The organism is Amycolatopsis sp. NPDC006125, assembly GCF_040614195.1.
Classification (GTDB): Bacteria; Actinomycetota; Actinomycetes; order Mycobacteriales; family Pseudonocardiaceae; genus Amycolatopsis_E; species Amycolatopsis_E tucumanensis.
Genome location: NZ_JBEXTZ010000088.1, coordinates 1 through 12968, shown reverse-complemented (window position 1 = coordinate 12968; position 12968 = coordinate 1). Strand labels below are relative to the sequence as shown.

At 72.0% G+C, this 12968-nt stretch carries 12 protein-coding genes; 10 read left to right on the top strand and 2 right to left on the bottom strand.

Annotated features, from left to right (window positions below; translation table 11 throughout):
- Position 1: 1 nt before the first annotated feature.
- From ABZ193_RS33290 to ABZ193_RS33275, 4 genes are all read left to right on the top strand, one after another.
- The gene (locus ABZ193_RS33290) at positions 2-1069 is read left to right on the top strand and encodes an aspartate-semialdehyde dehydrogenase (protein WP_020420289.1); all 1068 of its coding nucleotides are present in this window, start codon (positions 2-4) and stop codon (positions 1067-1069) included.
- 127 nt (positions 1070-1196) lie between these two features.
- A complete protein-coding gene (locus tag ABZ193_RS33285) occupies positions 1197-3539 on the top strand; it encodes an SdrD B-like domain-containing protein (RefSeq protein ID WP_354712682.1) in 2343 nt (780 codons plus the stop codon).
- A gap of 18 nt (positions 3540-3557) precedes the next feature.
- Positions 3558-3911 (top strand): hypothetical protein, encoded by a 354-nt coding sequence (locus ABZ193_RS33280; RefSeq protein WP_354712681.1) that lies wholly within the window; start codon positions 3558-3560, stop codon positions 3909-3911.
- Between the two features lie 108 nt (positions 3912-4019).
- Positions 4020-4892 carry an aldo/keto reductase family oxidoreductase gene (locus ABZ193_RS33275; protein ID WP_020420292.1) on the top strand — a complete coding sequence of 291 codons (873 nt, stop codon included), beginning with the start codon at positions 4020-4022 and terminating at the stop codon, positions 4890-4892.
- Here the strand turns inward: ABZ193_RS33275 and ABZ193_RS33270 are convergent.
- Together ABZ193_RS33270 and ABZ193_RS33265 are read right to left on the bottom strand one after the other, a co-directional pair.
- Positions 4889-5419 (bottom strand): AAA family ATPase, encoded by a 531-nt coding sequence (locus ABZ193_RS33270; RefSeq protein ID WP_354712680.1) that lies wholly within the window; start codon positions 5417-5419, stop codon positions 4889-4891. The two genes, ABZ193_RS33275 and ABZ193_RS33270, sit on opposite strands and share 4 nt — an antisense overlap.
- 89 nt (positions 5420-5508) lie before the next feature.
- Complete coding sequence (locus ABZ193_RS33265) at positions 5509-6696, bottom strand: MFS transporter (RefSeq protein ID WP_354712679.1); 1188 nt, start codon at positions 6694-6696, stop codon at positions 5509-5511.
- Positions 6697-6801: 105 nt separating this feature from the next.
- Between ABZ193_RS33265 and ABZ193_RS33260 the strand changes: the two genes are divergently transcribed.
- The 6 genes from ABZ193_RS33260 (at position 6802) to ABZ193_RS33235 (ending at position 12781) form a co-directional block, all read left to right on the top strand.
- Positions 6802-8313 carry a DHA2 family efflux MFS transporter permease subunit gene (locus ABZ193_RS33260; RefSeq protein WP_354712678.1) on the top strand — a complete coding sequence of 504 codons (1512 nt, stop codon included), beginning with the start codon at positions 6802-6804 and terminating at the stop codon, positions 8311-8313.
- Entirely contained in the window at positions 8294-8893 is a 600-nt protein-coding gene (locus ABZ193_RS33255; RefSeq protein WP_354712677.1) for a TetR family transcriptional regulator, read from the top strand. The genes ABZ193_RS33260 and ABZ193_RS33255 overlap by 20 nt, the downstream gene beginning before the upstream one ends.
- A gap of 78 nt (positions 8894-8971) precedes the next feature.
- Complete coding sequence (locus ABZ193_RS33250; RefSeq protein WP_354712676.1) at positions 8972-10120, top strand: MFS transporter; 1149 nt, start codon at positions 8972-8974, stop codon at positions 10118-10120.
- Between the two features lie 94 nt (positions 10121-10214).
- Positions 10215-10664, top strand: a complete 450-nt coding sequence (locus ABZ193_RS33245) for a Fur family transcriptional regulator (RefSeq protein WP_354712675.1) — start codon at positions 10215-10217, stop codon at positions 10662-10664.
- Positions 10661-12103 (top strand): catalase, encoded by a 1443-nt coding sequence (locus tag ABZ193_RS33240; RefSeq protein WP_354712674.1) that lies wholly within the window; start codon positions 10661-10663, stop codon positions 12101-12103. The genes ABZ193_RS33245 and ABZ193_RS33240 overlap by 4 nt, the downstream gene beginning before the upstream one ends.
- Before the next feature lie 180 nt (positions 12104-12283).
- Positions 12284-12781, top strand: a complete 498-nt coding sequence (locus ABZ193_RS33235; protein ID WP_020420300.1) for a hypothetical protein — start codon at positions 12284-12286, stop codon at positions 12779-12781.
- The last annotated feature ends 187 nt before the right edge of the window (positions 12782-12968 follow it).

The window sequence follows — 12968 nt, the reverse complement described above, 5'->3', positions numbered from 1 at the left end:
AATGGCTCCGACGTTGGCTCTGGTCGGTGCGACCGGCGCGGTGGGCACCGTCATGATCGACATCATCAACGGGCGCGAGAGCGTGCCGTGGGGTGAGATCCGGCTGATCGCCTCGCCGCGGTCGGCCGGCAAGAAGATCACCGTGCGCGGCGAGGAACTGACCGTGATCGCGCTGTCCCCGGAGGCCTTCGACGGCGTCGACGTCGCCATGTTCGACGTGCCGGACGAGGTGTCCGCCGAGTGGGCCCCGATCGCGGCCGAACGCGGCGCGATCGCGGTCGACAACTCCGGCGCGTTCCGGATGGACGACGAGGTGCCGCTCGTGGTGCCCGAGGTCAACTCCGACAAGGTGCGGGAGCGGCCGCGCGGCATCATCGCCAACCCGAACTGCACGACGCTGTCGATGATGGCGGCGCTGGGCGCGCTGCACCGCGAGTTCGGCCTCACCGAGCTGGTGGTCGCCTCCTACCAGGCGGCGTCCGGCGCCGGCCAGCCCGGCATCGACCGGCTGCAGGCCGAGCTGGCCGCGGTGTCCGGAAAGGACCTCGGCGCGAAGGCGGGCGACGTGCGGGCCGCGCTGGAGTCGGCCGGCCTGCCGCTGTCGGACAGCCCGTTCGCGGGCACCCCGCTGGCGTTGAACGTGGTTCCGGCCGCCGGTTCCTACAAGGGTGACGGCTGGTTCTCCGAGGAGCTCAAGGTCCGCAACGAGTCGCGGAAGATCCTCGGCATCCCGGACCTGAAGGTGTCCGCGACCTGCGTCCGCGTCCCGGTGGTCACCACCCACTCGCTCGCGGTGCACGCCACCTTCGCGCGCGAGGTCACCGTCGAGGCCGCGCACAAGGTGTTCGCGGCGCAGTCGTCGATCGTGCTGGTCGACGACCCGGCCAACGGCGAGTTCCCGAGCCCGGCCGAGGTCGTCGGCGGCGACCCGACGTACGTCGGACGGGTGCGCCAGGCGCTGGACTTCCCGAACACGCTCGACTTCTTCGTGTGCGGGGACAACCTGCGCAAGGGCGCGGCGCTGAACACCTACGAGATCGCCGAGCAGCTGGCTCCCGAGTTCGGCTGACGGCCACGCAGAGTTGCCCCGGCCTCGCTGAATTCACTCGACAGTGAGGCAACTTCTCCCTGGCCCGACGTCGGCCCGCTTCTAGTGTGGGCCGAGTCAATGGCAGGGAGAAGTCGGGGAGCTCGCGGTGACAAGGCATGTCCTGGCCGCGTTCGTGTGCGCGGCGGTGGTGCTCGGCATGGGCACGCCCCTGCTCGTGGCGACCGCGGACGACACCGACGGCCCGCTCACGGTGCGGGTCGTCCGGGGTGAGACCGGGGTCGGCGGCATCCTCGTCGTGGCCACCGACCCGAGTGGCGCCAGCGTCAGCGGCGTCACCGGGCCGGACGGCACGGCGCGGCTCACGACCACCGCGCTGTCCGGCGGGAAGTACCGCGTGGACGCCTCGATCCCGGCGTCCATGCCGGACGTCAAGCCGGCGGCCGAGGACCAGAGCCGCGCCAGCCTGACCGAGTTCGTCGACGTGGGCGGCGGCAAGGCCGTCACGCTCACGATGGGCGTCGGCGGCATGGACGGCCCGGTCCAGCTCGGCGACCGGACGTGGTTCGACACCGACGGCGACGGCGTGCAGGACGGCGACGAGCCGCCGCTGCCGGGGGTGCGGGTGCAGCTGCTGGCCTGCGACGGCGGCGGGGCGCCGCTGGCGGAGGAGACAACCGACTCCGCCGGGCGCTACCTGTTCGGCCCGGACGAGGGCCTGCAGCCCAACAGCTGCTACACCCTGCGGTTCGACTTCGGCGGCGTGAACACCGGCCCGCTGCCCGGATCGCCGCCCGTCGAGGGTCTGAAGTGGACCGTTCCGCACGCGGGCGACCAGTCGCTGGATTCCGATGTGGACCCCGGGAGCGGTTCGGTGCGGGTCGCGATCGGCCCGCCCGGCTCGGTCGACCACACCGTGGACGCGGGCGTGGTCGGCGGCCTCAACCGGATCGGCGACCTGGTGTGGGCCGACGTCAACCGCAACGGGTTGCAGGACCAGGGCGAGCCCGGCATCGCCGACGTGGGCGTGCGGCTGCAGAAGGCCGACGGCACCCCGGTCGCCGGAACGAGCACCGGCCCGCACGGCCAGTACCAGTTCTCGCACCTGCCCGACGGCAGCTACCAGGTCTGCTTCGACACCGCGAAGCTCCCGCCGCAGTACGGCGACTACCAGCTCACCAGGCAGCGCGCTGGCACGCCGGGCCAGGACTCCGCGCCCGACCCGGCCACCGGCTGCACCGCGCCGACCGAGCTGACCCCGAGCCGTACCCAGGACTTCACGATGGACGCCGGCCTGGCGCCGCCGGTCAACCGGATCGCCGCGCTGGTCTGGCAGGACGTCGACGGCGACGGCGCGCCGGGAGCGCTGGAGCCGGGGATCGCCGGGGTGCCGGTGAAGCTGCGCGGCGCGGACGGCACCCAGGTCGCCATGACCACCACCGGCCAGGACGGGAAGTACTCCTTCGAAGACCTGCCGTCCGGCTCGTTCGCGGTGTGCTTCGACCTGGCCAACCTGCCGCAGGCCGCGGCCGACTTCACGCCGGTTGAGGGGAGCCCGGTCTCCGGCGCCGACCCGGCGACCGGCTGCACCCCGCAGGTGACCCTCGGCCTCGGCAAGCGCGAGGACACCGCGCTGAACATGGGGCTCGCCGCGCCTGCCAACCGGATCGGCGACCGGGTGTGGGCGGACACGAACCGCAACGGCATCGCCGACGCCACCGAGTCCGGCCCGAGCGGGGTGCCGGTCAAGCTGCTCCGCGCCGGCGGCGGCGAGGAGGCGTCGACGACCACCGGCGCCGACGGCCGGTTCCGGTTCACCGGGATCCCGGACGGCGCGTACCAGGTGTGCGTCGACCGCGCCGCGCTGCCCGCGCCGGTGGCCGGGTACCAGTTCACGAAGCCGCGCGCCGGTGAGTCCACAAAGGATTCCGATGTGGACCTGGCGAGCGGGTGCGCTCCGCCGGTCGCCGTCGGCGTCGGCCACCGCGACGAGAGCACGATCGGCGTCGGGTTGTCGCCAGCGCGCAACCGGCTCGGCGACCTGCTGTGGGTGGACCGCAACGGCAACGGCACGCAGGACGCGGGCGAGCCCGGCGCGGCCGGGGTCCCGGTGACGCTGACCGACGACGGAGGGCGCCCGGTGGCGACCACCCGCACCGCCGCGGACGGCTCGTACCTGCTCGACGACCTGCCCGACGGCTCGTACCGGGTGTGCTTCGACCTCGCCGGCCTCGCCCCGGAGTTCCGCGGCTTCCACATCGCAGGCGGCGACCCGGGCTGCGCCGGACCGGTGACGGTCGGCCCGAAGCCGCGGGAGGACCTGTCCGTGCGGATCGGCCTGGTCAGCGCCAGCCCGGCGGTCGTGCCTGCCGCGCAGGAGTCCACGAGCGGCGGCGGGTTCCCAGTCGGGTGGGTGTTGTTCGGTGTCGTGGCGGCGATCGGCGCGGTCGTCGGGGTGCGCTGGTGGAAGGCCGCCGAGCCGGGAGCGTGACCCGGTAGTTTGGGCGTTATGAGAATTCTGCGGGTGCTCGGAGTCGTCGGGATGGCGGTCGTGCTGGCCGGTTGTGCGGAAGCCGCGGAGACGGCGGACCGGGTGAGCGCGTGCTCGCAGGCCCTCGGGCTGGCGAACCTCAACCCGTACGCCTCGGCGCAGGAGGTGTCCGCCCAGGCGCAGCAGAAGGCCGAGGAGCTGCGCAACCTCGGCAACCAGGTGGCCGACCAGACGCTGCAGCAGAACCTGTTCGCGATCGCCGACTCCTACGTCGCGCTGGAGCAGCGCAAGTCGCAGGGCCTGTCCGACGTGAACGACTGGGTCCAGACGAACACCGCCAACCTGGAGCGGCTGCGCCAGGCCTGCACGTGAGGCGGCGGCAGGCCGGCTGTCCCCGGGACTCCTAGGATCGGCGGGGCTCTGCCTGTTCCGCGGCGCGCGGGGGATCGTGGAGCCCGAACAAGCCGAGAAGGGATTTCCATGACAGCGAACACACTGGCCGGCGGCACCTTCACCCTCGCAGGCGGGCTCACCGTCGGGCGCATGGGCTACGGCGCGATGCAGCTGGCCGGGCCTGGCGTGTTCGGGCCGCCCGCGGACCGGGACGCCGCGGTCGCGGTCCTGCGCGAAGCGGTCGAGCTGGGTGTCAACCACATCGACACCGCCGACTTCTACGGCCCGCACGTGACGAACCAGATCATCCGCGAGGCGCTGCACCCCTACGACGGGATCGTGGTGGTGACGAAGGTCGGCGCGGTGCGCGACGACCAGGGCGCCTGGGTGCACCAGCGCTCGCCGGAGCAGCTGCGCGCCCAGGTGCACGACAACCTGCGCAACCTTGGCGTCGACGCGCTCGACGTGGTCAACCTGCGCGTCGGCGGCGGGGACGACGGCCACTCCGCGGTGCCCGGCTCGATCGCCGAGCCGTTCACCGCGCTGGTCGAGATGCAGCAGGAGGGGCTGATCAAGCACCTCGGCATCAGCACGGTCAACGCCGAGCAGGTCGCCGAGGCGCAGTCGATCGCGCCGGTCGTGTGCGTGCAGAACGCCTACAACGTGGCCCACCGCGAGGACGACAAGCTGGTCGAGTCGCTGGCCGCGCAGGGCATCGCGTACGTGCCGTACTTCCCGCTCGGCGGGTTCTCGCCGCTGCAGTCGGAGGTGCTGAACTCGGTGGCCGCCCGCCTCGGCGCGACGCCGATGGCCGTCGCGCTGGCCTGGCTGCTGCAGCGGTCGCCGAACATCCTGCTCATCCCGGGCACGTCGTCGGTCGCCCACCTGCGGGAGAACGTGGCCGCCGCGTCCCTGGACCTCCCCGCGGACGCGATCGCCGAACTCGACGCGATCGCCTAACGCACCACGAGGTGGAGCCCCCGGCCGGCCGTCTCCCGGTCGACGACCGTGGTCTCGTTCCAGCCGCGGGGCCGCCCCTCGAACAGCAGGGCGCGGACCCGCGGCAGGCGGCGCAGGTGACGGCAGAAGGACGCCTTGCGCAGCACCCGGCCGCGCGCGCGTTGCCCGGCCAGCGCCTCCTCCGGGGTGCAGTCCACCCACAGCAGGTGCCGCCGCCGTCCGGTGAGCAGGCCGGTCAGCATCAGCCACGCCCTGGTCGCCGCGCCGGTGGCCGGGTCGTGCACAACGACCGGGCCGGGCGTGCGGATCGCCGCGAGCACCACCCGCAGCCGGTGCAGGACGTGCACCGCCGGGCGGTAGCGGCGGTACGGCGTGCCGGGCGGCAGCGCGGCGGCCAGCCGGTCGCGCATCTGGTCGGAGTCGAGCACCTCGACCGGGCGGCTGGCCTGCGTGCTGCGCAGCAGCGTGCTCTTGCCCGAACCGGGCAGCCCGGCGATGACCAGCAGCGCGCGCGGTTCGATCGTCATCTGCAAGGTGGCGCCGGCTGTGCTGTCCATACCGGGCCAACGCGCGATCACGCCACCCGCGTTCCGCACTTACAGGTCAAATCGGTCATTCACAGCGGCGCCACAGCCGGGACCCTGGCCGAGCGGCGGCGCAGCCCGAAGGCCACCGCGGCGAAGCCGAGCCCGAACAGGCCCGCCGCCGCGAAGCCCCAGCCGGGGCCGGTGTGGTCGATCACGAACCCGACCACCGGGCTGCCCGCCGCCATGCCGAGCCGGGTGGCGGCGTCGAGCAGGCCCATCGCCTCGCCGCGCACCCGTGGCGGCGCGAGGCCGGTGACCTCCTCGGCGGTCGACGCGAGCGTCGGCGCGCAGGCCAGGTTCGTCGGCACCAGCGCCAGCGCCAGCAGCCACCACGGCAGCCCGGTGGCCAACCCGACCGGGATCACGAGCACGGTCAGCAGCACCATCAGCCGCGCCTGCGACAGCGACTTCCGCACCGCCCCGTGCACGATCCCGCCGACCGCCGAGGCGACGCACATCACGGCGATCACCACGCCGGTCCAGCCCACCTCGCCGGTGGCCCGCAGCGCGGCGAGCGTCGCCAGTTCGGTGCCCATCAGGCAGAACAGCGCCCCCGACGCGACGAGCAGGGCGCCGACCAGCCGCGGGCTGAGCCACTCCCGCATCGGCGGCCGCTCGGCGGTGACCGTCTCGCCCTCGTGCCGGGTCGGCGGGTTGAACCAGCACAGCGCGAGGGTGCCGAGCGCGAAGCAGACGCCGATCCCGCTCAGCGCGACGGTCGAGGACAGCTGCGTCGACAGGGCGATGCCCGCGCTCGGGCCGACCATGAAGCTCGTCTCCAGCAGGATCGAGTCGAGCGAGTACGCCGAGCGCCGCGACTCCGGCGGCACCAGCGCGGTCAGCACCTGGCGGGCGATCGAGCTGGCAGGCAGCACGAGCGCGCCCGCCGGCAGCGCGGTCACGAGCAGCGCCGCGTACGGCAGGTGCGGGGTGGCCAGCCAGAACGCCGCGGAGGTCAGGCCGCACACCGAGGTGACCGCGCGCAACCCGTAGCGGTCGATCATCCGGCCGACGACCGGCGCGCCGATGGCGCTGCCCAGCATCGTCGCGGTCCCGACGAGACCCGCCTGGCCGTACCCGCGGCCGAGGTCGCTGACGACGTGCAGGGTCAGCGTGATCCCGGTGGCGGTCATCGGCAGGCGGGTGAAGAAGAACAGCAGCATCGCCATGCGGACCCCGGGCAGGGCGAGGACCTGGCGGTACGGCTGGAGGGACATGCTCCCACTTTGGCACGGCCGTGCAACTCCTTTTCGCGCCGCTTGCCGCTCCGGAAAACTGACAGCTACTATCAAAAAGTAGTGACTATCAGTTTGGAGGCTGGGATGGACGGGTCGAAGCGGTGGTGGGCGCTGGGTGCGCTGTCCGTGGCGTTGCTGGCGTTCGGACTCGATGTGACGGTCCTGTCGGTGGCCCTGCCGACGCTGGCCGTCGACCTGGAGGCGTCGACGAGCGAGCTGCAGTGGTTCTCGAACGCGTACACGCTGGTGCTCGCCGCGGGGCTGCTCCCGGCCGGCCTGCTCGGCGACAAGTTCGGCACGAAGCGGTTCCTGCTCGGTGGTCTGGCGGTCTTCGGCCTGGCTTCGGTGGCCTGCGCCTACGCCGGTTCAGCCGGGATGCTGATCGCGGCGCGCGCGTTCCTCGGGCTGGGCGCGGCGGCACTGGTGCCGCTGTCGATGTCGGTGCTGAACGCGCTGTTCCCGGGCGCCGACCGCGGGCGGGCGATCGCCGTGTGGGCCGCGGCGATGGCGGTCGGCATCCCGCTCGGGCCGGTGGTCGGCGGGTGGCTGCTGGACAACTTCTGGTGGGGCTCGGTGTTCCTGCTCAACGTGCCCGCGGTGCTCGCCGGCCTGGTCCTGCTGGCCTGGCTGGTGCCGGATCTGCCCGGCGACCGCGGCAGGCGGTTCGACCTCCCTGGTGTCGTCCTGTCCAGCGCGAGCCTGGTCGCGCTGACCTACGGACTGGTCGAGGCGGGTGACCGCGGCTGGGGTTCGGCGACCGTGCTCGGGCCGGTGCTCGGCGGGCTCGCGCTGCTGGCCGGGTTCGTCGTCCACCAGGCCCGGGCCGCCCACCCGTTGCTGGACCTCGGGTTGTTCGCGTCGCCCGGCTTCCGCTGGGGCGCGGTGCTCGCGACGCTGGCGTCCTTCGCGATGATGGGCGCGTTGTTCCTGTTGCCGCAGTACTTCCAGGCGGTGCACGCGACCAACGCGCTCGGCACCGGGTTGCGGCTGTTGCCGGTGGTCGGCGGTCTGCTCGTCGGGGTGCGGGTCGCGGAGTGGTTGCGTCCGCGGCTGGGCGCGCGGGTGCTGGTGAGCACGGGGTTCGTGCTGATGACCGGCGGGCTGGTGGCCGGAACCGCCACTGGGACCGGCGACGGGTACGGCTACGCGGCGGTGTGGGTGTCACTGGTCGGCCTCGGGCTGGGCTTCGCGTTGCCGCCGTCGATGGACATCGCGATGGGGGCGTTGAGCCCGGGCCGCAGCGGCGTCGGGGGTGGCGTGCTGCAGGCGATGCGGCAGGTCGGTGGCACGTTGGGCGTCGCGATCCTCGGCACGGTGCTGAACGCGGGGTACCGGGGCGGGGTCGACGTAGCCGGGTTGCCGGACGACGTGGCCGCGGCGGTGCGGGACAGCGCCGCGGCCGGGGTGCAGGTCGCCGCGCGGGTGCCCGCGTTGCTCGGGTCGGTGCGCGAGTCCTTCGTCGCGGGCATGTCGGCGACGCTGTGGGTGTGCGCCGGGTTCGCGCTGGTGGGTGCCGTGCTCGCCGCGCTGTTCCTGCCGCGCCAGGCGCAGGACGTGGCCGGGGCAGAATCGGGGCATGAGTTCGTCGCGGGATGAGCAGCCGCTCGGGTTGCGGGAGCGGAAGAAGGCGCGCACGCGGGCCGCGATCCAGAGCCAGGCGCTGCGGTTGTTCACCGCGCAGGGCTACGCGGAGACGACGATCGAGCAGATCGCCGCGGCGGCCGAGGTGTCGCAGAGCACCTTCTTCCGCTACTTCCCGACCAAGGAGGACACGGTCCTCTACGACCGCCTCGATCCGGTGCTGATGCGGGCGTTCGTGGAGCAGCCTGCCGAGCTGACCCCGCTCCAGGCGGTGCGGGCCGCGTGCGCCCAGGTGTTCGCGCGGCTGGACGCCGAGGAGTCCGAACTGGAGCGCGCCCGGCAGCGGCTGGTGTTCAGCGTGCCCGAACTGCGCAACCGGATGATCGAACACATCGCCGCGGGGCTGGGCATGCTGGCCGAGGCCGCGGCCGAACGAGCAGGCCGGGACCCCGGCGACTTCACCGTGCGGGTCTGGTCCGGGGCGGTGATCGGCGTGGTCTTCGCGGCGTACTTCAGCGCGGCCGAGGCCCCGGAGAACCTGGTGGACGTGATCGACAAGGCGGTCACCCTGCTGGAGGACGGGCTGCCGCTGTAGGTGGCTTGGGGCGCTCTGCACGGCCCTGCTCACCTTCGGACTGGACATGACGGTGCGGCCGGGCTGCTTCCGGCGGGCTTGCTCGGTGACCGGTTCGGCATCAAGCGGTTCCTGCTCGGCGGCCTTGCGCTGTTCGGTCTGGCGTCGGTCGCCTGCGCCTTCGCGGACTCGGTCGAGAGCCTGATCGTGGCCAGGGCATTTCTCGGCCTCGGTGCCGCCTGCCTGGTCTCGTTGTCGATGGCGGTGCTCAACGTCTTGTTCCCGGGCGCTGACCGGGGCCGTGCTCTCGCCGTGTGGTCCGTGGCGGTGGCAGTCGGGGTGCCGCTCGGCCCGGTGGTCGGCGGCTGGCTGCTCGACAGCTTCTGGTGGGGTTCGGTCTTCCTGCTCAACGTGCCGTTCGTGGTCGTCGGGTTCGTGTTGCTGGCCTGGTTGGTTCCGGCTTTGCCGGTGGACCGGGCGCGGCGTGCCGACCTCCCCGGCATCGTGTTGTCCGGCGCGGGCGTGGTGGCGCTGACTTTCGGGCTGATCGAAGTCGGTGACCGCGGGTGGATCGCGATCTCCGCGCTCGGGCCGATCCTGGCCGGAGTCGCGTTGCTGTGCGCGTTCGTCGTCGTGGAGGGGCGCGTGCGATACCCGTTGCTGGACCTCGGACTGTTCACCACGCCCGGGTTCCGGTGGGGTGGCCTGCTCAGCGGGCTCACGTCCTTCGTGCTGTTGGGTGTGTTGTTCCTGCTGCCGCAGTACTTCGACGCGGTCCGTGGTGCCGGCGCGCTGGAAGCAGGAGTGCAGTTGCTCCCGATGGTCCTGGGGATGTCGGTCGGCATGCAGGTGGCTGATCCCCTGAACCGCAGGCTGGGCGTGAAGGTCGTCGGTGCCGGGGGATTTCTGGTGATGGCGGCAGGGCTCGTCACCGGCGCGGTCTCGGGATCCAGCCACGGCTACGGCTTCATCGCTCTGTGGGTTTCGCTGGTGGGGGTCGGACTCGGGTGCGCGGTTTTCGCAGCTCTGGACGACGCGCTCGGAGCACTGGACCCGGGGCGCAGCGGCGTGGGAGGCGGAGTTCTGCAGGTGATCCGACAGCTCGGTGGCACCCTCGGCGTGGCGATCCTGGGCACCGTCCTCAACGCCGGTTACCGCGGGTCGGTGGATGTCGGTGGGTTGCCCGAGCCGTCCGCGGAGGCCGTCCGGGACAGCGCGGCCGGCGGGGCGCGCGTCGCCGCCCGGTGACCGAGGCGGCGGCCTCACCCACTTGGGCAGTTTTCTGGATTCGTTCCAGTTTTTATCTTGACTCGTTCCAGATTAGCGGGCACTGTGGACCTCGATGCCCCACCAGACCAGCCCCGTGCGGGACCAGCTCAAAGCCGTCGGCCTGCGGATCACCGCTCCGCGCGTCGCCGTCCTCGAGTGGCTCGCCGGGCACCCCCACTCGACCGCCGACCAGGTCGCGGCCGGCGTGCGGGAAGTGCTCGGATCCGTGTCCACCCAGACGGTCTACGACGTCCTGGGCGCCTGCGCGAACGCCGATCTGGTGCGGCGCGTCGAGCCGGCCGGGCACCCGGCCCGGTTCGAAACGCGTACCGGGGACAACCACCACCACCTCGTCTGCCGCGTCTGCGGCCGGGCCGAGGACGTCGACTGCGTCCACGGCGCCGCACCGTGCCTCGAACCCTCGAACACCGCGGGGTTCGTCGTCGAGGAGGCGGAGGTCGTCTTCTGGGGCCTGTGCCCCGCCTGTTCCACCACCCACCACGAGAAGGAGGGCTCGGCGTGACCAAGCCGACCACCAACAACGTGGGCATCCCGGTGGCCAGCGACAACGATTCGCTGACCCTGGGCGCCAACGGCCCGATCCTGCTGCAGGACCACTACCTCATCGAGAAGAACGCGCACTTCAACCGCGAGCGCGTCCCGGAGCGCGTGGTGCACGCGAAGGGCGGCGGTGCGTTCGGTTTCCTCGAGGTCACCGAGGACGTCAGCCAGTTCACCAAGGCCGCGGTCTTCCAGCCGGGCACCCGCACCGAGAGCCTCATCCGCTTCTCCTCGGTGGCCGGCGAGAACGGCTCGCCCGACACCTGGCGCGACCCGCGCGGGTTCGCGGTGAAGTTCTACACCACGCAGGGCAACTACGACATCGTCGGCAACAACACGCCGGTGTTCTTCATCCGGGACCCGATCAAGTTCCCCGACTTCATCCACTCGCAGAAGCGCCGCGCCGACAACCACCTGCGCGACCACAACATCCAGTGGGACTTCTGGACCCTGCGCCCGGAGTCGGCCCACCAGGTCACCTGGCTGATGGGCGACCGCGGCATCCCGTCGAACTGGCGCGAGATGGACGGGTTCGGCTCGCACACCTACCTGTGGGAGAACGCGGGCGGCGAGAAGTTCTGGGTGAAGTACCACTTCAAGACCGACCAGGGCATCGGCTACCTGACGCAGGCCGACGCGGACCGCATCGCCGGTGAGGACGCCGACTACTACATCCGCGACCTGTGGACCGCGATCGAGCGGGGCGACCACCCGAGCTGGACCCTCTACGTCCAGGTCATGCCGTACGAGGAAGCGGCGGACTACCGCTTCAACCCGTTCGACCTGACGAAGGTGTGGCCGCACGGCGACTACCCGCTGATCAAGGTCGGCCGCTACGTGCTCGACCGCAACCCGTCGAACTACTTCGCGGAGATCGAGCAGGCCGCGTTCGCGCCGACCAACATGGTGCCGGGCATCGGCCCGTCGCCGGACAAGATGCTGCAGGGCCGCCTGTTCGCCTACCCGGACGCGCACCGCTACCGGATCGGCGCGAACTTCGCCCAGCTGCCGGTGAACGCGCCGAAGTCGCCGGTGAACAGCTACTCCCGGGACGGCGCGATGCGCTACCAGAACCCGGGCGACCCGGTGTACGCGCCGAACTCGTTCGGCGGCCCGCACGCCGACGCGGCCTACGCCGGCGAGACGGTGTCGTCCTACGGGGTGGTCGACGAGGTCATCCGCTCCGCCTACCGGCTGCACGCCGAGGACGACGACTTCGGCCAGGCGGGCACCCTGGTGCGCAAGGTGATGGACGACGCGCAGCGCGAGCGCCTCGCGGGCAACATCATCGGCCACGCCAAGAAGGGCGTGTCCGAGCCGGTGCTGGAGCGCGTGTTCGAGTACTGGCGCAACGTCGACAAGACCCTCGGCGACAAGGTCGCCGAAGCGTTCGGCAAGTAGTCTCCCACCACGGAGCAGCGGCCCGGTGAGTCCTTTGTGGCTCACCGGGCCGCTTTCGCTTCGGGGGTCACCCACACAGACGGGTGGTGATCACTCCCGGATCGGGTGGCGCGGCGATTCACCGGCGACGAAGTTGGTACTTCACGCCCGGGTCAGGTCACCCACACCAGGAGGTAGGGAATGAGAGGCAAGTTCGCCCGGGTCGTCGCCGCAGTGGTGGCCGGCAGCGTTCTGGCGCTGACCGGAGCCGCTGTCGCCGCGGCCGACGGGAAGGGCACGTCCAGCACCCAGGCCGCCGGCGAGCAGCTGCTGCAGCTGCGCACCCAGCTGGTCGACTCGGCTTACTCGGCCGACGTCCCCGGCACGCAGCGGGCGCTCGGCCAGATGAGCCCGCTGCTCGGCGACCTCGCCGCGGGTGAGAAGTACACCGTCCAGTCGGACACGAGGGAAACCGCCGCGTCCGCGAAGAACGACGCCGAGACGGCCAGCCGGATCATCGCCGACCCGTCCCAGGCGAGCACCGTCAAGCAGACGCCGTCGGCGTCGCCGCTGCAGAACCCCCCGCCGCCCCTGGACATCGTGGCGGACCTGCTGAAGACGCTGATCCAGAAGCTCACGGAACTGCTGAACGCGCTGACCGGCGCCCCGCCGCCGGCGCTCACCGTGCCAGCCGCCTGAGCCAGAAGAGCCGGGCTCCGCTCGCGGAGCCCGGCTTTTTCTTTGCCCACAACCAAGGTAGCTGGGTGGTCATCCCGTCGCCTGACACCGGCGCGATCACCTTGAGCCAGGGCCGCAACCCAGGCCGCCAACCGGCAGCCGAACATGCCAACCTTGCGGCCCTGGCTCAAGGTGATATGCACAAACC

Bases quoted from the DNA above. Each gene is read 5' to 3' on its own strand.
- ABZ193_RS33235 (WP_020420300.1), top strand. From the start codon at position 12,284: ATGAGAGGCAAGTTCGCCCGGGTCGTCGCCGCAGTGGTGGCCGGCAGC.
- ABZ193_RS33275 (WP_020420292.1), top strand. From the start codon at position 4,020: ATGACAGCGAACACACTGGCCGGCGGCACCTTCACCCTCGCAGGCGGG.
- ABZ193_RS33280 (WP_354712681.1), top strand. From the start codon at position 3,558: ATGAGAATTCTGCGGGTGCTCGGAGTCGTCGGGATGGCGGTCGTGCTG.
- ABZ193_RS33290 (WP_020420289.1), top strand. From the start codon at position 2: ATGGCTCCGACGTTGGCTCTGGTCGGTGCGACCGGCGCGGTGGGCACC.
- ABZ193_RS33260 (WP_354712678.1), top strand. From the start codon at position 6,802: ATGGACGGGTCGAAGCGGTGGTGGGCGCTGGGTGCGCTGTCCGTGGCG.
- ABZ193_RS33245 (WP_354712675.1), top strand. From the start codon at position 10,215: ATGCCCCACCAGACCAGCCCCGTGCGGGACCAGCTCAAAGCCGTCGGC.
- ABZ193_RS33255 (WP_354712677.1), top strand. From the start codon at position 8,294: ATGAGTTCGTCGCGGGATGAGCAGCCGCTCGGGTTGCGGGAGCGGAAG.
- ABZ193_RS33265 (WP_354712679.1), bottom strand. From the start codon at position 6,696: ATGTCCCTCCAGCCGTACCGCCAGGTCCTCGCCCTGCCCGGGGTCCGC.
- ABZ193_RS33270 (WP_354712680.1), bottom strand. From the start codon at position 5,419: ATGACGATCGAACCGCGCGCGCTGCTGGTCATCGCCGGGCTGCCCGGT.